Raw genomic sequence first — 17,202 nt, 5'->3', positions numbered from 1 at the left:
GATCCGCTCAAGGCTGAATCGCTTGCCCCCGGTACCTGCGCGAACGCAAGGTGGTCGGTATGAGCGACAACGAGAAACCGCCGCTGTTCGACGACCGGGCCCGCCGCGAGCTGTACCAGCAGCGGGTCCTGGTCCTCGACGGCGTGCTCGACGACGACAACGGGACCCTCCTGGCCACGCAGCTGATGACGCTCGCGGCGGAGAACGCCGGCGCGGACATCGCACTGTGGATCCACTCGCCCGGCGGGTCGGTCCCCTCGATGCTGGCGATCCGGGACGTCATGCGCCTCATCCCCTGCGACGTGTCCACACTGGCCCTGGGGATCGCGTGCAGCGCGGGCCAGTTCCTGCTCTCCTCCGGCACGCGCGGCAAGCGCCGCGCGATGCCGCACGCCCGCGTCCTGATGCACCAGGGCTCGTCCGGGATCGGCGGCGCCGCCGTCGACATCGAACTGCAGGCCAACGACCTGCGGCACACGCGCGACACCGTGCTCGGCCTCATCGCCGAGGACACCGGCCAGCCGTTCGAGCGGGTCTTCGAGGACTCCCTGCACGACCGGTGGTACACCGCGGGCGAAGCGCTCGAGTACGGGTTCGTCGACGCGATCGTGAGCGAGTTCGCCCAGATCGCGCCCGTCGCCCGCCGCAGCGTCGGCCTCGGCCTCAACCAGGAAGGAGCGGCCTCGTGAGCGGCTACACGATTCCGAACGTGATCACCCGCGACTCGCGCGGGGAGCGGGTCATGGACGTCTACTCGCACCTGTTCTCCGAGCGGATCATCTACCTCGGCACCGGGATCGACGCGGGCGTGGCCAACGCCCTGGTCGCCCAGCTGCTGCACCTGGACGCGACCGGTTCCGACCGCGACATTCAGCTGTACATCAACTGCGAGGGCGGGGACCCGAGCGCGATGCTCGGCGTCTACGACACCATGCGGTACATCAAGTCGCCGGTGGCGACCACGTGCATCGGGCAGGCCGTGGCGGTCGGCGCGGTGCTCCTGGCGGCCGGGGCCGAGGGCAAGCGGTCGGCGCTGCCGCACGCGCGGGTGGTCCTGCACCAGCCGGCGGGCCAGGGCCGCGGGACGATCCCGGACCTCATCCTCGCCGCGGACGAGATCGTCCGCGTCCGCGCCGACATCGAGGCGATCCTGTCGCGCCACACCGGGCGGAGCGTCGAGGCGCTGCGCGCCGACACCGACCGGGACCGCGTGTTCACCGCCGAGACGGCGAAGGACTACGGCCTGATCGACCGCGTCATGGAAGAGCTGTGAACAGGCGGTGTTCAGGCGTGCGCCTGGACACCGCCTCCCTTATGCGGCCAGGGCGTAGGCGCTGCGGCTGCCGTAGCTCACCGAAGCGGTGATCTCGCCCGTGCGCAGGCGCTCGGCGACGGCCACGGTCAGATCGACGAGGCTGAGGTCGAGCGCGCCGGCGACGGCCGCGATCATCTCGCTGGAGGGGTCCTTGACCCCGCGCTCCATCTCGGAGAGGTACTGGGGGGAGATCCCGGCGCGCCCGGCGGTGTCGGAGAGCTTCTCGCCGCGCCCGCGCCGCAGGTCCCGCAGGCAGTCGCCGAGGGCGTCGCGCCACAGCGGCTCCGCGCCGAGGCCGGGGGCGTCGTCGGCGGGGCGGTCGGAGTGCTCGTGCGTCGCGGGCGACGCGTCGGTCGCCGCAAGAGGAGGAGTCTCGGCCATGCCCCATCCTAAGGCGCCCGGCGGGAGGGGCACCGCACGTTACGCCCAGGGCGCAATTCCGGGAACACGGAACGGCCGGGCGAAGGCCCGGCCGTTCCGTGTTCGTGGAGCCAAGGGGAATCGAACCCCTAACCCCCGCCTTGCAAAGGCGGTGCTCTGCCAATTGAGCTATGGCCCCCGGTCAGCGGCACCCGAGTGCGGCTGCGCGACTGAACCTCACGAGTATCCCCGCCGCGCTCACGGCAACAGCGAGGATACCCGGATCGCAGTGAGCTGGCTAACGCATTGCGTCAGCGCACGTCCTCGGCGGAGGTGGTGGCCTCGTGCCACAGGGTGCGGTCGTCGTTGATGGACTTGACCTTCTTGGCCACCACGAACGCGACCGTGGCCACACCGGCGACGATCAAGATCTTCTTCCACATGGACACAGGCCCCCTATATCAGAGATTGCCGCGAACAGCAATGCCGTGATCGGCACTGCACGATGCGCCTCAGCATAGCGAACTGCGGCAGGGCTGGCCGGTGGGGCGCCGTTCCCCGGCGCGCCCGGGTGCGTCCGTATCGCGGCCGGAGAAGGCCCTCGCGGCACCCGGCTCCGCGCGGGACGCCCCGTCCGGCGGTTCCAGGGCATGAAAAAACCCGCCGGTTCGCGGCGGGTGTTGGTGGGGCTAGATGGGCTCGAACCATCGACCTCGGAGTTATCAGCTCCGCACTCTAACCACCTGAGCTATAGCCCCAGAATTGCGACGCGGACCGGAGACCTGCGGACTCGTCGGCGACGCTGAGCAAGATTACCTCACCGCCCGCCCGAAAGCGAACGGGGGGCCTCGCGCAAAGGGACGGCCGTCACTGCCGCGCAAGCGGAGCGGAAAATCGGACGGGTGCCCTCGGCCGCAAGGCCGAAGACACCCGTCCGCTCGTCGCTAGTCGCGCTCGGCGAGCGTCACCTCGACGCCGCCGACGAGGTCGGCGCACACGTTGTAGATGAACGAGCCCAGCGTCGCCAGAGCGGTGAACAGGACCATGTTCACCACGCCCAGCAGGGCCGCGGCCCCGATGACGCCCTTGGCGGTGATCCGGAAGTCCGCCGTCGCCGCCGCGGCGGCCGAATCCGAGTTCGTGCCCATGAGCATCTGGAGCATGTCGTTCACGGTGTCGAACACGCCCATCGCGTCGAGCGCGATGTACAGCACGGTGGTCGCCACGACCATCACGATGAACAGCACGATCGAGACGGCGAACGCGAACTTCATCACCGACCACGGGTCGACCCGCTTGAGCCGCAGGCGGGCCCGGCGCGGACCGCGCGCCGTCGCCTGGCTCACCGCGGCGCGCGCGGCGCGCACCGCATCGGCCACCCTGGCCGACGAGGCGACGCCCGCGGCCTGATTGGCCGCGGTGTTGCCCGTCGACATCTGCCCGATCCCCTCGGGCGTCACCGGCGGCGGTGTCATGCCCGGCGGCCGGCGCAGCGTCAGGGTCTGGTCCTGCGCGGCGGGCGGCGCGGAGACCGACGACACGGCGTCGTCGGCCTTCGGCGACGCGTCCGCATCGGACGCGTCGGAGAACTCCGGAACGTCCTCGTCGCGCTCGGTCGCCGCAGCGGTAGCCTTCGCTTCGGTCATCTACTCGTCCTGCCCCTCATCGGGTTCTTCGGCGCTCTGGGTGATGGCGAGCAGCGAGACTTCCTCGGGCAGGTCGATCAGCTTGACGCCCATGGTGTTGCGGTCCGAAGTCTTGCGGACCGGTTTCACAGGTGTCCTGATGACGCCTCCCTCCGAGGTGATCGCGAACAGCTCGTCGTCCTGCGTCACCGACAGCGCCCCCACCAGGTCGCCGCGTCGTTCCGTGATCTTAGCCGTCAGCACGCCCTTCCCGCCGCGGCCTTGGGGCGGATACGCGTCGACGGGAGTCCGCTTCGCATACCCGCGGCTGGTCGCCACAAGAATGTCCATATTATCGCGCAGCACGATCATGGTGAGCAGTTCGTCGTCTCCGACGAACCGCATCCCGATCACGCCGCTCGTCGCCCGGCCCATCGGCCGCAGCGCCTCGTCCGTGGCCTCGAACCGGATCGACTGGGCCTTGCGGGAGATCAGCAGCAGGTCGTCGCTGGGTTCGACCAGCGCCGCGCCCACCAGCTCGTCGCCGTCGCGCAGGTTGATCGCGACGATGCCGCCGGTGCGCGGGGAGTCGAAGTCGGTGAGCTTGGACTTCTTGACCAGGCCGTTGCGGGTCGCGAGCACCAGGTACGGGGTGACCTCGTAGTGCGCCAGCTGGATGACCTGGGCGATCGATTCGTCCGGCGTGAACGCCAGGATGTTCGCCACATGCTGGCCGCGCGCGGTGCGGCTGGCCTCGGGCAGCTCGTACGCCTTCGCGCGGTAGACGCGGCCCTTGTTGGTGAAGAACAGGATCCAGTCGTGCGTGGTGCACACGAAGAAGTGGCTGACGATGTCGTCCTGCTTGAGCTGCGCGCCCTGGACGCCCTTGCCGCCGCGCTTCTGCGACCGGAAGCTGTCGGTCTTGGTGCGCTTGACGTAGCCGCCGCGGGTGATCGTGACGACGATGTCCTCGCGGGCGATGAGGTCCTCCATGGACACCTCGCCGGCGTCGGGCATGATCTGCGTCCGGCGGTCGTCGCCCCAGCGGGCCACGACCGCGCCGAGCTCGTCGCGCACGATCTGGCGCTGGCGCTCCGGCTTGGCCAGGATGTCGGCCAGGTCGGCGATCTTGGTCTCGATCTCGGTCAGCTCGTCGATGATCCGCTGCCGCTCGAGGGCGGCGAGCCGGCGCAGCTGCATGTCGAGGATCGCGGTCGCCTGGATCTCGTCCACGTCGAGCAGCGACATCAGGCCCTGCTTCGACTCCTCGGCCGAGGGCGAGCGGCGGATGAGCGCGATCGTCTCGTCGAGCAGGTCCAGGGCCTTGGCCAGGCCGCGCAGGATGTGGGCCCGCTCCTCGGCCTTGCGCATCCGGTACTGGGTGCGGCGGACGATCACGCTGATCTGGTGCGCCACGTAGAAGCGGACCATCTGCGCGATGTTGAGCGTCTTGGGGACCCCGTCGACCAGCGCGAGCATGTTCGCGCCGAAGGTGTCCTGGAGCTGCGTGTGCTTGTACAGGTTGTTGAGCACCACCTTCGGGACCGCGTCGCGCTTGAGCACGACCACGATCCGCATGCCGGTGCGCCCGGAGGACTCGTCGCGGATGTCGGCGATGCCGCCGAGCTTGCCCTCCTTGACGAGGTCGGCGATGCGCTCGGCCAGGTTGTCGGGGTTGACCTGGTAGGGCAGCTCGGTGACGACCAGGCAGGCGCGGCCCTTGGCGTCCTCTTCGACCTCGATGACCGCGCGCATCTTGATGGAGCCGCGGCCGGTCCGATACGCGTCCTCGATCGCGGCGCGCCCCAGGATGGTCGCGCCGGTCGGAAAGTCGGGGCCGGTGATGATCTGGAGGATCGCCTCCAGGGCCTCGGCCTCGTCGGAGTCGGGGTTCTCGAGGCACCAGTCGACGGCCTTGGCGACCTCGCGCAGGTTGTGCGGCGGGATCTTGGTGGCCATGCCGACCGCGATGCCCTCGGAGCCGTTCACCAGAAGGTTCGGAATCCGGGAGGGCAGGATCGTGGGCTCGGTGGTCTTGCCGTCGTAGTTCGGCTCGAAGTCGACCGAGTCCTCGTCGATGTCGCGCAGCATCTCCATCGCGAGCGGCTCGAGGCGCGACTCGGTGTAGCGGTGCGCGGCGGCGGGGTCGTTGCCCGGCGAGCCGAAGTTGCCCTGGCCGTCGATGAGCGGGTACCGCAGGCTCCACGGCTGGGCCATGCGCACCAGCGAGTCGTAGATCGCGCCGTCGCCGTGCGGGTGGAACTGGCCCATGACGTCGCCGATGACGCGCGAGCACTTGACGTACCCGCGGTCGGGGCGGTAGCCGCCGTCGTACATCGCGTAGAGGATCTTGCGGTGGACCGGCTTGAGGCCGTCGCGCACGTCGGGCAGCGCGCGCCCGACGATGACGCTCATGGCGTAGTCGAGGTAGGAGCGCGACATCTCCACCTCGATGCCGACCGGTTCGATGCGGCCGTGGCCCTCCGGGATCTCCAGCTGGTCTTGGTTGTTCTCAGGCACCAGTGCTTCCTTGCTGTGTCAGTCGGATCATGGTCGGCGGGCCGCTAGATGTCCAAGAAGCGGACGTCCTTGGCGTTCTCCTGGATGAAGCGGCGGCGGCTCTCCACGTCCTCACCCATCAGGACGCTGAACAGCTCGTCGGCGGTTGCCGCATCGTCGAGCTGAACCTGGAGGAGGTTGCGCTGCGAGGGGTCCATGGTGGTCTCCCACAGCTCGGTGTAGTTCATCTCACCGAGGCCCTTGTAGCGCTGGATGCCCTCGGAGCGGCGCGGGTCGGCCTTGCCGGAGGCGACGCCGGCCTCGACGATGCGGTCGCGCTCGGCGTCGGAGTACGCGTAGTCGACCAGGTCGCCCTTCTTGTTCCACTTGATCTTGTACAGCGGCGGCTGGCTCATGTACACGTGGCCGAGTTCGACCAGCGGGCGCATGAAGCGGAACAGCAGCGTCAAGAGCAGGGTGTTGATGTGGTGGCCGTCGACGTCGGCGTCCGACATCAGGATGACCTTGTGGTAGCGCAGCTTCTCGGCGTCGAACTCCTCGTGGATGCCGGTGCCCAGGGCGGTGATCATGCCCTGGACCTCGTTGTTCTTGAGGATCTTGTCGAGGCGGGCCTTCTCCACGTTGAGGATCTTGCCGCGGATGGGCATGATCGCCTGCGTGCGCGGGTTGCGGCCCTGCTTGGCCGAACCGCCGGCCGAGTCGCCCTCGACCACGAAGATCTCGCACTCCTCCGGGTTGGTCGACTGGCAGTCGGCCAGCTTGCCCGGCATCGACGAGGACTCCAGCAGGCTCTTGCGGCGCGCGAGCTTGCGGGCCTGCGCGGCGGCCTTGCGGGCGTTCGCGGCGCTGGAGGCCTTCTGGACGATGATGCGGGCTTCCTTGGGGTGGCGGTCGAGCCAGTCGGGCAGCCACTCGTTGCACACGCGCTGGACGAAGCCCTTGACCTCGGTGTTGCCGAGCTTGGTCTTCGTCTGGCCCTCGAACTGCGGCTCGCGCAGCTTCACCGAGATGATCGCCGCCAGGCCCTCGCGGATGTCGTCACCGGAGAGGCGGTCCTTCTCGGACTTGATGATCTTCTTCTCCAGGCCGTACTTGTTGACCGCGTTGGTCAAGGCCGACCTGAAGCCCTCCTCGTGGGTGCCGCCCTCGTGGGTGTTGATGGTGTTCGCGAACGTGTAGACCGACTCGCCGTAGGACTCGTTCCACTGCATCGCGACCTCGATCGCCTGGTTGTCCTCCTCGGCGGAGAACGCGACGACCGTGGGGTGGATGGCGATCTTGGAGGCGTTGAGGTGGCGCACGAAGTCGGCGATGCCCTCGTCGTATTTGAAGGCGACCTGGCGGACGTTGCCCTCGTCGTCGAGGTGGTCGGGCCGCTCGTCGCGCAGGGTGATGGACAGGCCCTTGTTGAGGAAGGCCATCTCCTGGAGGCGGCGGTAGATCGTCTTGTAGTCGAACTCGAGGGTCTCGAAGATGGTGCCGTCGGGCCAGAAGGAGACGATCGTGCCGGTCCGGTCGGTCGGCTCGCCCTTCTCGAGGGGGCCGGGCTGGGCGTGCTTGTAGTCCTGGCGCCACACGAACCCGTCGCGGCAGATCTCGACCGAGAGCCGCGTGGACAGGGCGTTGACGACCGAGACGCCGACGCCGTGGAGGCCGCCCGAGACCGCGTAGCTCTCGGAGTCGAACTTGCCGCCCGCGTGGAGGACGGTGAGGGCCACCTCGACACCGGGCTTCTTGAGCTTGGGGTGGAGGTCGACCGGGAAGCCGCGGCCGTCGTCCTCGACGCTCACGCCGCCGTCCTCGGTGAGGATCACCAGGATCTCGGTGGCGTGTCCCGCCATGGCCTCGTCGACGGAGTTGTCGACGACCTCTTGGATGAGGTGGTGCAGGCCGCGCTCGCCGGTCGAGCCGATGTACATGCCCGGGCGCTTCCTGACGGCCTCGAGGCCTTCGAGGACTTGCAGCGAACTGGCGCTGTAATCGTCCTGCTGCTTCGCCGCCACCGGCAACTCCTTCTGTCGTCGTACACGGTCAGTAGTGAGAAAGCTAGTCCATGGTTGTGACACTTTTCAGCCGTCTGGCCTCGGGCCTGCCGGATTGTCTGGTCCGCGCGGTCGGCGCGGGGGGCACCCGGCGCGGCGGACCTGCCATGGAGACGGCCGGACGCTGGAGCGCCGGCCGAACCGCATCGGTCAAGTCTACTGCGACCCGACTTCCGATTCGGCGTCTGTGCGCCTCGTTGTCGTCACAGTCGCACTGGGAGGCTCGGACATGAACCCCCCTACGGGACTAGGGGTGCGTGGCTTCAGAACGTGTCACGGGAGCCATTAAACCGTACGCGCCTGGGACCGAAGGAACGTGTCGGCTGCTGGGGTCCGACGATCTTCAGCCGCTTGACCACGCTCGGGCCGAGCGCGGCCGCGAGTTTGGCGTGGATCTGGCGGGAGAACAGGCGCAGCTGGGTGGCCCAGGCGGTGGACTCGGCGACGACGAGGAGCTCGCCGTGCTCGAGCCGCTCGGGGCGGCAGTGGCCCGCGATGTCGGCGCCGACGATGGCCTCCCAGCGGCCGAACACCGAGGCGTCGGCCACCTTGCGGGTCCAGCCGTTCTTGCGCACGATCTGCGGGAGCAGGCTTCCCAGGAGTTCGGGGTCGCGCTTGTCGGGTCCGGGGCCGGACCACTCCTTGCGGAAGCGCGGGTCGTCGGACTTGCCGCGCCGCCGGGGTCGGGGGCGGTAGTCGTAGCCGCCGGAGCCCGAGCCGTCATAGGACACGCTGGACCTCCCCTTCCCACACGTCGTAGCGGGCGCCGGTGAGCCGTTCGGGGACGTCTCCGGCGACGGCGCACGTGATGAGCGCCTGCGGTGCGGATTCAGCGTACTCGGCGAGGCGCTCGCGCCGCGTGGCGTCCAGCTCGGCGAACACGTCGTCGAGGATGAGGATCGGGGCGGTCCCGTCGGCGCGGAGCAGTTCGAACGCGCCCAGGCGCATCGCGAGCGCGACCGACCAGGTCTCGCCGTGGGAGGCGTAGCCCTTGACCGGGAGCGTGCCGAGCACGAGGTCGAGGTCGTCGCGGTGGGGGCCGACGAGGGTGGTGCCGCGCTCGACCTCCTTGGCGCGGGCGCCGGCGAGCGCGGCGGCCAGGCGCGCGGTGAGCACGTCCCGGTCGGCCGTCAGGTCGGCGCCGAGTTCGGACTCGTACGCGAGCGTGAGCTCGGAGCGGCCGTCGGCGATGCGCGCGTGGGCCTTGGCGACCGGTTCGGTCAGGTCCTCCAGGAGCGCGAGGCGCCCGGACAGGAGCTCGGCGCCGTGCTCGGCGAGGTGGGCGTCCCAGGCGTCGAGGGTCGCCATCTCGGCGCCGCCGGGGCCGCGGCCGCCGGTCTTCTTCGCGAGGTAGGCGGTGCGCAGGAGCGTGTTGCGCTGCTTGAGGACCCGCTCGTAGTCGGCGCGCACCCCCGCGAAGCGCGGGTAGCGGGAGCACAGGAGCTCGTCGAGGTAGCGGCGCCGCGAGGCGGGCTCGCCGCGCACGAGCGACAGGTCCTCGGGGGCGAACGCGATGGCCTTGAGGGCGCCGATGAGTTCGCGGGGCCGGGCGAGCGGGGTCCGGTTGAGGCGGGCCTTGTTCGACTTGCCGGGGACGATCGCCAGTTCGGCGAGGAGGCGGCGGGAGTCGTGGAGGATCTCGGCCCGCACCACGGCCTGCTCGCAGCCCTGGCGGACCAGGGGGGCGTCGGTGGAGACGCGGTGGGAGCGGAGGTTCGCCAGGTAGACCAGGGCCTCGACCAGGTTGGTCTTGCCGTGTCCGTTGGGGCCCACCAGGATCGATGGGCCCTCGTCGAACATGACTTGGGCGTGCGCGTAGGAACGGAAGTCGCTCAGTTGCAGCTGTCGTACACGCACGCCTCTATGATGCCCGGTCGGCTCGGGGCGGCGCTTGCGAGCCCCGCATTGGCGCGGTCTCGGACTTCACCGGCTGACGCGACCGCGTCGCGTCAGCCGCCGTGCTGCGGCGCGCGGCCGCCACTATTCCGATTTCACGAGGTGCCACGACTGCGTCGCGTCACCTGCCGCTTCGCGGCGCGTGACCGCCACTATTCCGACTTCACGGCGTGGCCGCCGAACTGGTTGCGCAGGGCCGCGACGGCCTTCATCGCCGGGGAGTCCTCCTGGCGGGAGGTGAAGCGGGCGAAGAGCGACTCGGTGATGGCCGGGAGCGGGACGCGCAGGCGGATGCCCTCGTCCACGGTCCAGCGGCCCTCGCCGGAGTCCTCGACGTAGCCCTTGATGCTCGACAGGTCCGGGTCGTCGTCCAGGGCCCGGTCCATCAGGTCGAGCAGCCAGGAGCGGATCACGGTGCCCGAGCGCCAGGACTTGAAGATCTCCGGCACGTTGTCGACGTACTCGCTGGCCTCGAGGAGCTCGTAGCCCTCGGCGTAGGCCTGCATCATCGCGTACTCGATGCCGTTGTGGACCATCTTGGCGTAGTGGCCGGCCCCGACGCCGCCGGCGTGCACGAAGCCGTGCTCGCCTTCGGGCTTGAGCGCGTCGAAGACCGGCATGAGCCGCTCGACGTCGGCCTCGGCGCCGCCGACCATGAGCGCGTAGCCCTCGGTCAAGCCCCACACGCCGCCGGAGACGCCCGCGTCGATGTAGCCGATCCCGTTCTGGGCGAGGGCCTGCGCGTTCACGGCGTCGTCGGTGAAGCGGGAGTTGCCGCCGTCGACGACGATGTCGCCCTCGGACAGGAGCCCGGCCAGTTCGGCCACGGTGGACCGGGTGGGTTCCCCGGCCGGGACCATGACCCAGACGGCCCGCGGGCCCTCGAGGGCCGCGACCAGGTCCGCGAGCGAGCCCACGTCGGCGACGTCCGGGTTGCGGTCGTAGCCGACGACCCGGTGTCCAGCCTTTTCGAGCCGCAACTTCATGTTGCCGCCCATCTTGCCGAGCCCGATCATGCCCAGTTGCATGTCGCGCCCCCTCTCACGTTTGCGTCCGGAGACATCGGCGATGTCGCGCGCCAGGGTCACTCACGTCGTTGTGCTGTCAGGCGTCCCAACGCAATGGTTGCAGCATGTACAGGTACACGTCGTGGTTTGTGTCGGAATCCTCATCTTCGGGCGCGGGCTGCCCGGTCATCACGACCGGCCGGCCGAGCTCGTTCATCTTGAACGCCGTGTACGGGGCGTCCATGGCCGACAGGCCGTCGAGCAGGTACGTCGGGTTGAACGCGATCTTGCCCGGCTCCCCTTCGAGGGTGCAGTCCATGCCCTCGGAGGCCTTGGCGTCCTCGGCGCCGCCGGCCTCGACCACGAGGCCGTCCTCGTCGAACGAGAGGCGGATCGGCGAGTTGCGGTCGCCGACGAGCGCGACGCGGCGGGCGACCTCGATGAGGTCGGAGGTCTTGACGCGCAGCGTGGTCGCGTACGAGGTCGCCAGGAGGCTGCGCAGCGGCGGCAGCTGGCCGTCGAGGACGCGCGAGGTGGTCTGGCGCCCGCCCGAGGTGAAGCCGATCATGCCGGGGGCGCCTTCGCCGCCCTGGGGGATCGCGATCGTCACCGGGCCCGACAGCGACCCGAACGTGCGGGCGGTGTCGGCGAGCGCCTTGGCGGGCACCAGGACCGTCACCGAGACGTCGGAGCTGCCCGGCTCCCAGGAGGAGTCGCGGATCGCCATGCGGTAGCGGTCGGTCGCGAGCATGCCGATGCCGCCGCCGGTCATCTCGACCTGGACGCCGGTCATCGTCGGCAGGGTCTCGTCCTTGCCCGCGGCGACGGCGGTCTGGGCGACGGCCCGGGCGAACTCCTCGGCGTCGATGGTGCCGATGGCCTCGGGCATCTGCGGCAGGCTCGGGTAGTCCTCCAGCGGCATGGTCGGCAGGGTGAAGCGCGCCGACCCGCAGGTGAGTTCGGCGTGGGGGCCGTCGACGACGAAGTCCACGGGCTTGTGCGGGAGGGCCTTGACGATCTCGGCCAGGAGCTTGCCCGAGACCAGGGCGGTCCCGGCGGACTCGCCGGTGACGTCGACGGTGACCCGGGTGGAGATCTCGTAGTCGAAGCCGGAGATCGTCAGCTTGCCCTCGTCGACGGACAGGCGGGCGCCCGCGAGGACGGGGACCGAGGGGCGGGCCGGGAGGCTCTTGGCGGTCCATGAGACCGCGTCCGCGAACGTGTCTCGGTCAACTTGGAACTTCATGGGTCGCTCCTTCTGTCTGAAGCTCGGTTGTTCACAGCGCTATTACTAATGAACTCTCTATAGATATAACTGTCGTCGTAGTCGTCGGTGCTGTGGATACTGTGGAAAACCCGCCTTTTCGCAGCTCTTCCGGGGTCTCGGGTTGTGGACGGGCTGTGGAGAACCTGTGGATGAATCAGGAGCTTATCCACAGCCTCCGACACCCGGCGAGTTTTCCACATTTCATCCACAGGCTTGTCCACAGGTTTTCCACAGGTTATGCACAGGGTTGTACACAGCGCCAAGGCGAACGAAGATCGCGTCACCGCGTGTTATCCACACGCCGTCCACAGGCTTTCCACAGAAATGCGGGTTTATCCACAGCTTTTCCACAGAGTTGTCCACAGGCCCGCTCAATCGTCGGTGTGTTTCAAACGGTTCGTCAATTCCGCTATCTGGTTGTAGAGCGCCCGCCGCTCGGACATCTGCTTGCGGATCTTCTTGTTCGCGTGCATGACCGTGGTGTGGTCGCGTCCCCCGAACGCCTGGCCGATGCGCGGCAGCGACAGGTCCGTCAGCTCCCGGCACAGGTACATCGCGACCTGGCGGGCGTTCACGAGCGCCCTCGAGCGCGAGTTCCCCTTGAGGTCGGCCGACTGCACGCCGAAGTAGTCCGCGGTGGCCCCCATGACCTGGTCCACCGTGATCTCGGCGGACTTGCCGTTCTCGGGGATGATGTCGTGCAGGACCTCCTCGGCGAGGCCGAGGTCGACGGGCTTCTTGTTCAGGCTCGCGTACGCGGTGACCCTGATGAGCGCGCCTTCGAGCTCGCGGATCGAGTGGTGGATCTGCGTGGCGATGAACTCGACCGCGTCGGTGGGGACGTTCAGCTGGTCCTGCACGGCCTTCTTGCGCAGGATCGCGATGCGCGTCTCCAGGTCCGGCGGCTGGATGTCGGCCAGCAGGCCCCACTCGAAGCGGGTCCGCAGCCGGTCCTCGAGGGTCTGGAGCTGCTTGGGGGAGCGGTCCGAGGAGATCACGAGCTGCTTGTTGGCGTTGTGGAGCGCGTTGAAGGTGTGGAAGAACTCCTCCTGCGTGCGCTCGCGGTCCATGAGGAACTGGATGTCGTCGATGAGGAGGATGTCGACGTCCCGGTAGCGGCGCTGGAACGCCTGCTGGCGCCGGTCGGAGAGGGAGTTGATGAAGTCGTTGGTGAACTCCTCGGTCGTCACGTACCGCACCGAGTGGGCCGTGCCCAGGTCGTGGGCGTAGTGGCCGACCGCGTGGAGGAGGTGCGTCTTCCCCAGTCCCGAACCGCCGTAGATGAACAGCGGGTTGTAGGCCTTCGCGGGCGCCTCGGCGACGGCGAACGCCGCCGCGTGCGCGAAGCGGTTGGAGGAGCCGATGACGAACGTGTCGAAGTTGTAGCGCGGGTTGAGCCGGCCGACGCCGTCCACGGCCTTGACCGGCGCGGCGCCGCCGCCGGGCTTGGTGATCCCGCCCCGGCGCTCGGGGTCGGGGTCGTCGGAGGGCGGGGGCGCGACCAGCGGCCCGGCACCGTTCTCCTTGGCGCCCTGTCGGGGATGGGCCTCCGAGAGGACGCGCTCGAGCTCGTCGCCGGGGGGTTCGGGCTGGCGCTCCTCCCAGCGGGGCACGGACGGGGGCTCGGGATCGGCGGGCCGCACCGGCTGGTGCGGGATCGCCGCGGAGCGCTCGGGGGCGCTCGGCTCGGGCTCGGGTGCCGCGGGCGGCTCGGCGGAGGCCGCGCCCGCGGCCTCGCCGGCGCGGAACGCGGCGGTGTCGAACAGGCTCGGCGGGTTCTGGGAGGGCACGGACTTGCGGGCCGGGGCGAGCCGCTGGGTCTCCTCCAGCGACAGGTCAGGGTTGAAGGCGTTCTGGTCGACGGTGCTCTGCTCGAAGGAGGGCCGGTCGAACGACCCTGGCCGCTCGAACACGATGGTGGCGTCCGGGTCCTCGGGGGGGCGGTGCGCGGCGCCGTTCACGGGCGCGCCCTCGGCCGGCCCGGCGGGAGGCTGCGGGGCCTGGGGAGGCGAGACCTGCGCGGCGGGGGCCGGCGGGGCCTGGTGGGCGGCCTCGGCCGGAGGCGAGGGCTCGGGCGCCGGCGGGTCGGCCTGCTTCTCCTGCAAGGTGACCGCGATCTGCGTGGGCTGCCCCATCAGCCGGGTCAGCACGTCGCTGATCGGCAGCCGCAGCTTCGACTCGAACGCGGAGCGGGCGAACTTGTCGGGCGCGGCGATGATGAACGTGCCGCCCACCGCCAGGACCGGCTGCGTCAGCCGCATCCACGCCTGCTGCTGACGGGTCAGCGCCGACGTGTCGGCCAGTTCGGCGGTCACCGCCGACCAGACTGCCGACAGATCTTGGTCGGTCACCTTCGCCATCCCTCTGCGTTGTCTTCTGTCCTCGAAGCGGCCGTTTCGCGAAGATCGGAACCGGCAAACGGTAGGCTCCGATGCAGGCGATACGCGCTGCCGCACCCGGTCGCACCCGTTACGTCCAAGCAAGTTTTCCACAGGTTATCCACAGGCCTTCAGCTGGCCTGTGCACATGGGCGCCTTGTGACAATGTTTCCTGAATCACGGTCATGACCTGGACTTTCTTGTGAGCCTCGCGACGATGCCGTTCGGGGGCCGCCGAAGTCGTCCACGATTCGGGCGAAGTTATCCACAGGCTGCCCGCGCCGGGCGCGACGGCCCTGCACAGGCCGCGTGGCGGCCGGGGAGGCCCTTCCGAGAAGGACGGTCTGCGCCGCCCGGGGCGGCGCCCGGGCCCGCACCGCGGTGGCATCGGTCCGGACGCGGCGAGTAACATGAGCAGACTGCCCGCTCGAACCAGAGGGGCATGCCACACCCGCCGTCCGCGGCTGGGCCGGCGCATGAATGCCCTGCTAGGCTGTTCTCCGCGTCTCTGGTGCCCCTCGCGGGCCGGGGCAGGAGCCTCCGCAGACCGGGTGGCGCAGTGGCAATTTGATTCGTAATGGGAGACATCCGTCGTGAGCAAGCGCACCTACCAGCCGAACAACCGCCGTCGTCACCGCACCCACGGCTTCCGGCTTCGCATGCGCACCCGTGCCGGGCGCGCCATCGTCAACGCGCGCCGCAACAAGGGTCGCAAGCAGCTGACCGTCTGAGCGCTTGCTTCTCGTCCCCTGGCAGGCGGCCCGCGGGCCTTCGAGTGCCGTAGCGCTCAGTGCCCGCCGCCCCCAGCTGAGGGCCTCGATGAGGACGTGATCCAGGTGCTTCCAGCCGACGCGCGCATTCGCAGCAGCCGGGACTTCGGTTCGGCGCTCAAGCGAGGCCGCCGCGCCGCTCGCGGCGGCGTCGTCGTGCACTGGGCACCAGCGGTCAAGCGTTCCGTTGACATTCCGGCCCCGAACGGGCCGGCGACACCGTCCGAAGCCGTGAACACCACGGCGCGGGCGGGTTTCGTCGTCTCCAAGGCCGTGGGCAACGCGGTCGTGCGCAACAAGGTCAAGCGCCGCCTGCGCCACGCCGCCGCGGCCGAGCTCCCCGACTGGCCCGCCGGCACCGACGTGGTCGTGCGCGCCACCCCCCGCGCCGCCGAACGCGACTTCGCCGAGCTCCACCGCGATCTCGCCGAAGCCGTGCGGGCCGCACGTGAAGGCAAGGGCGGCAAGGCAGGTCGTGCCCGCGAGGCCCGGAGCGCGCCATGACGCACCCCGCCGCCGAGCAGGCCCCCCGAACGATCCCCCTGCCGACGCCGCAGCAGGTCAAACCCCTTGAGCGAGTGACCGACGGCCTGCTGGTCCGAGTGGTCGGCGCCCCCGTGATCGCGTACCGTCGTTGGATAAGCCCGGCCCTGCCGGCCCGCTGCCGCTTCTACCCCAGTTGCAGCGCATATACCCTTGAGGCGCTGTCCCGGCACGGTGCCGTCCGTGGCATATGGTTGAGCCTGCGACGGCTGGGACGATGCCACCCCTTTCATCCCGGGGGGCATGACCCCGTACCCCCACGGCATGAGCACGTACCGAATTCGAAGACCGAGATGACTGGAGTCCGCAAGTGATGGAGTGGGCCTACAACGGCGTGTCCTGGGTGCTGTTGCGGTGGCACGATCTCTGGTCCAACGTCTTCGACGGCAACCAGTTCCTCCAGACCGACTGGGCCTGGGTGCTCGCCATCGTCGGCGTCGTGCTCACCCTCCGGATCATCCTCTTCCCGCTGTTCGTGAAGCAGATCCAGTCGCAGCGCGCGATGCAGAAGCTCGCCCCGGAGATCAAGGTGCTCCAGGAGCGGTACAAGGGCGACCGCGAGACGCTCCAGAAAGAGATGATGGAGCTGTATCGGAAGGAGAAGGCCAACCCGCTCATGGGCTGCCTTCCCATCCTGATCCAGATGCCGGTCTTCCTGGCGCTGTTCCACGTCCTGCGCCGCCCCGACCCGGAGCAGACGAAGTTCACCGACTCCTACGGCTGGACCGGCATCGACGCGGGGAACACCGGGGACTGGCTCTCCTACGTCCACGCGAAGCTCATGGGCGCGCCGTTCTGGAGCACCTTCCTCACCCCGGCCGACCAGCTCGAATCGGTCGGCTCCTCCTCGGTCAACGTCAAGCTCGTCGCCGGCGTCCTCGGCGCGGCGATGATCCTCACGACCTTCCTGACCACGCGTCAGATGATCCTCAAGACCGGCTGGAACGAGGACCCGAACCAGCGGATGATCCAGAAGGTGATGCTCTACGGCATCCCGGTCATCATGATCTTCTCCGCCGGCGCCTTCCCGATCGGCGTGGTCATCTACTGGACGGTGAACAACCTCTTCTCGCTCGGACAGCAGCAGTACGTGCTGCACAAGTACCCGCCGCCCGCGCAGAGCGCCTCGGCGAAGCCGCCGAAACCGGGCTCCAAGGCCCACGAGAAGATGCTCGAAGAGCAGCGCGAGGCCGAGCAGCGCCGCAAGGACCTGGCGCCCAAGCCGGGCAAGAAGCCGGTCTCGAAGCCGAAGTCGCAGCCGCTCAAGCCCAAGGAGCCGACGGAGCCGGTCAACGGCACCGGGCTGAACGGCTCCGAGGAGCCGACGTCGACGGCCAAGGGCGGACCCGGTTCGGGCAAGAACCTCTCACGGGCGGAGCGCATCGCACGGGCCAAGAAGGTCAGCGGAGCGCAGCAGGCCTCCAAGAAGAAAAAAGGCTAGGGGGACGGTCCGGGGGACTGCGCAGGCGCCGCCGGATC

The 17,202-nt window shown here is 69.2% G+C and carries 16 protein-coding genes and 2 tRNA genes; 6 read left to right on the top strand and 12 right to left on the bottom strand.

The window, feature by feature from the left end; translation table 11 throughout:
* Positions 1-59: 59 nt before the first annotated feature.
* Both BLQ63_RS10745 and BLQ63_RS10740 read left to right on the top strand, forming a co-directional pair.
* On the top strand, positions 60-689 hold the full coding sequence (locus BLQ63_RS10745; protein WP_091033332.1) for a ClpP family protease: 630 nt from the start codon (positions 60-62) through the stop codon (positions 687-689).
* Complete coding sequence (locus tag BLQ63_RS10740) at positions 686-1,273, top strand: ClpP family protease (RefSeq protein WP_091033328.1); 588 nt, start codon at positions 686-688, stop codon at positions 1,271-1,273. Before BLQ63_RS10745 ends, BLQ63_RS10740 begins: the two co-directional genes overlap by 4 nt.
* 39 nt (positions 1,274-1,312) lie before the next feature.
* Here the strand turns inward: BLQ63_RS10740 and BLQ63_RS10735 are convergent, their stop codons facing one another.
* The 12 genes from BLQ63_RS10735 to dnaA form a co-directional block, all read right to left on the bottom strand.
* Positions 1,313-1,696, bottom strand: a complete 384-nt coding sequence (locus BLQ63_RS10735) for a helix-turn-helix domain-containing protein (protein ID WP_091033325.1) — start codon at positions 1,694-1,696, stop codon at positions 1,313-1,315.
* A 105-nt stretch (positions 1,697-1,801) separates the two neighbouring features.
* Positions 1,802-1,874: transfer RNA gene (locus BLQ63_RS10730), tRNA-Ala, on the bottom strand.
* A gap of 112 nt (positions 1,875-1,986) precedes the next feature.
* Positions 1,987-2,118, bottom strand: coding sequence for a DLW-39 family protein (locus BLQ63_RS28830; RefSeq protein ID WP_218125197.1), 132 nt, complete (start codon positions 2,116-2,118; stop codon positions 1,987-1,989).
* 238 nt (positions 2,119-2,356) lie between these two features.
* Positions 2,357-2,433 (bottom strand) — tRNA-Ile (locus BLQ63_RS10725).
* Positions 2,434-2,619: 186 nt separating this feature from the next.
* Positions 2,620-3,321, bottom strand: a complete 702-nt coding sequence (locus BLQ63_RS29940) for a DUF3566 domain-containing protein (RefSeq protein ID WP_091033321.1) — start codon at positions 3,319-3,321, stop codon at positions 2,620-2,622.
* A complete protein-coding gene (gene gyrA, locus BLQ63_RS10715; protein WP_091033319.1) occupies positions 3,322-5,820 on the bottom strand; it encodes a DNA gyrase subunit A in 2,499 nt (832 codons plus the stop codon).
* 44 nt (positions 5,821-5,864) lie between these two features.
* A complete protein-coding gene (gyrB, locus tag BLQ63_RS10710) occupies positions 5,865-7,823 on the bottom strand; it encodes a DNA topoisomerase (ATP-hydrolyzing) subunit B (RefSeq protein ID WP_091033316.1) in 1,959 nt (652 codons plus the stop codon).
* A gap of 302 nt (positions 7,824-8,125) precedes the next feature.
* Complete coding sequence (locus tag BLQ63_RS10705; RefSeq protein ID WP_177154877.1) at positions 8,126-8,593, bottom strand: DciA family protein; 468 nt, start codon at positions 8,591-8,593, stop codon at positions 8,126-8,128.
* The gene (gene recF / locus BLQ63_RS10700; protein WP_091033308.1) at positions 8,583-9,719 is read right to left on the bottom strand and encodes a DNA replication/repair protein RecF; all 1,137 of its coding nucleotides are present in this window, start codon (positions 9,717-9,719) and stop codon (positions 8,583-8,585) included. The genes BLQ63_RS10705 and recF overlap by 11 nt, the downstream gene beginning before the upstream one ends.
* A gap of 191 nt (positions 9,720-9,910) precedes the next feature.
* Positions 9,911-10,786 carry a phosphogluconate dehydrogenase (NAD(+)-dependent, decarboxylating) gene (gnd, locus tag BLQ63_RS10695; RefSeq protein ID WP_091033895.1) on the bottom strand — a complete coding sequence of 292 codons (876 nt, stop codon included), beginning with the start codon at positions 10,784-10,786 and terminating at the stop codon, positions 9,911-9,913.
* 76 nt (positions 10,787-10,862) lie between these two features.
* Positions 10,863-12,011: a DNA polymerase III subunit beta gene (gene dnaN / locus BLQ63_RS10690; RefSeq protein WP_091033304.1), complete on the bottom strand. Its 1,149-nt coding sequence runs from the start codon at positions 12,009-12,011 to the stop codon at positions 10,863-10,865.
* 392 nt (positions 12,012-12,403) lie between these two features.
* Positions 12,404-14,392: a chromosomal replication initiator protein DnaA gene (dnaA, locus tag BLQ63_RS10685; protein WP_091033300.1), complete on the bottom strand. Its 1,989-nt coding sequence runs from the start codon at positions 14,390-14,392 to the stop codon at positions 12,404-12,406.
* A gap of 611 nt (positions 14,393-15,003) precedes the next feature.
* Between dnaA and rpmH the strand changes: the two genes are divergently transcribed.
* From rpmH to yidC, 4 genes are all read left to right on the top strand, one after another.
* Positions 15,004-15,141: a 50S ribosomal protein L34 gene (rpmH, locus tag BLQ63_RS10680; RefSeq protein ID WP_091033296.1), complete on the top strand. Its 138-nt coding sequence runs from the start codon at positions 15,004-15,006 to the stop codon at positions 15,139-15,141.
* Positions 15,142-15,237: 96 nt separating this feature from the next.
* Positions 15,238-15,684: a ribonuclease P protein component gene (rnpA, locus tag BLQ63_RS10675; RefSeq protein WP_342673930.1), complete on the top strand. Its 447-nt coding sequence runs from the start codon at positions 15,238-15,240 to the stop codon at positions 15,682-15,684.
* A 98-nt stretch (positions 15,685-15,782) separates the two neighbouring features.
* Positions 15,783-16,037: a membrane protein insertion efficiency factor YidD gene (gene yidD / locus BLQ63_RS10670; protein ID WP_342673932.1), complete on the top strand. Its 255-nt coding sequence runs from the start codon at positions 15,783-15,785 to the stop codon at positions 16,035-16,037.
* A complete protein-coding gene (gene yidC, locus BLQ63_RS10665) occupies positions 16,037-17,164 on the top strand; it encodes a membrane protein insertase YidC (protein WP_091033287.1) in 1,128 nt (375 codons plus the stop codon). The genes yidD and yidC overlap by 1 nt, the downstream gene beginning before the upstream one ends.
* Positions 17,165-17,202: the final 38 nt, after the last annotated feature.

Source organism: Glycomyces harbinensis, assembly GCF_900101745.1.
Lineage (GTDB): Bacteria > Actinomycetota > Actinomycetes > Mycobacteriales > Micromonosporaceae > Glycomyces > Glycomyces harbinensis.
Note: the sequence above shows the minus strand (reverse complement) of the source record. Positions and strands in the feature narration are given on the sequence as shown.

What these genes read in the sequence shown, in the direction of transcription:
- BLQ63_RS10745 (WP_091033332.1), top strand. Translation starts at nt 60, where the DNA reads ATGAGCGACAACGAGAAACCGCCGCTGTTCGACGACCGGGCCCGCCGC.
- BLQ63_RS10735 (WP_091033325.1), bottom strand. Translation starts at nt 1,696, where the DNA reads ATGGCCGAGACTCCTCCTCTTGCGGCGACCGACGCGTCGCCCGCGACG.
- BLQ63_RS28830 (WP_218125197.1), bottom strand. Translation starts at nt 2,118, where the DNA reads ATGTGGAAGAAGATCTTGATCGTCGCCGGTGTGGCCACGGTCGCGTTC.
- BLQ63_RS29940 (WP_091033321.1), bottom strand. Translation starts at nt 3,321, where the DNA reads ATGACCGAAGCGAAGGCTACCGCTGCGGCGACCGAGCGCGACGAGGAC.
- gnd (WP_091033895.1), bottom strand. Translation starts at nt 10,786, where the DNA reads ATGCAACTGGGCATGATCGGGCTCGGCAAGATGGGCGGCAACATGAAG.
- dnaN (WP_091033304.1), bottom strand. Translation starts at nt 12,011, where the DNA reads ATGAAGTTCCAAGTTGACCGAGACACGTTCGCGGACGCGGTCTCATGG.
- dnaA (WP_091033300.1), bottom strand. Translation starts at nt 14,392, where the DNA reads ATGGCGAAGGTGACCGACCAAGATCTGTCGGCAGTCTGGTCGGCGGTG.
- yidC (WP_091033287.1), top strand. Translation starts at nt 16,037, where the DNA reads ATGGAGTGGGCCTACAACGGCGTGTCCTGGGTGCTGTTGCGGTGGCAC.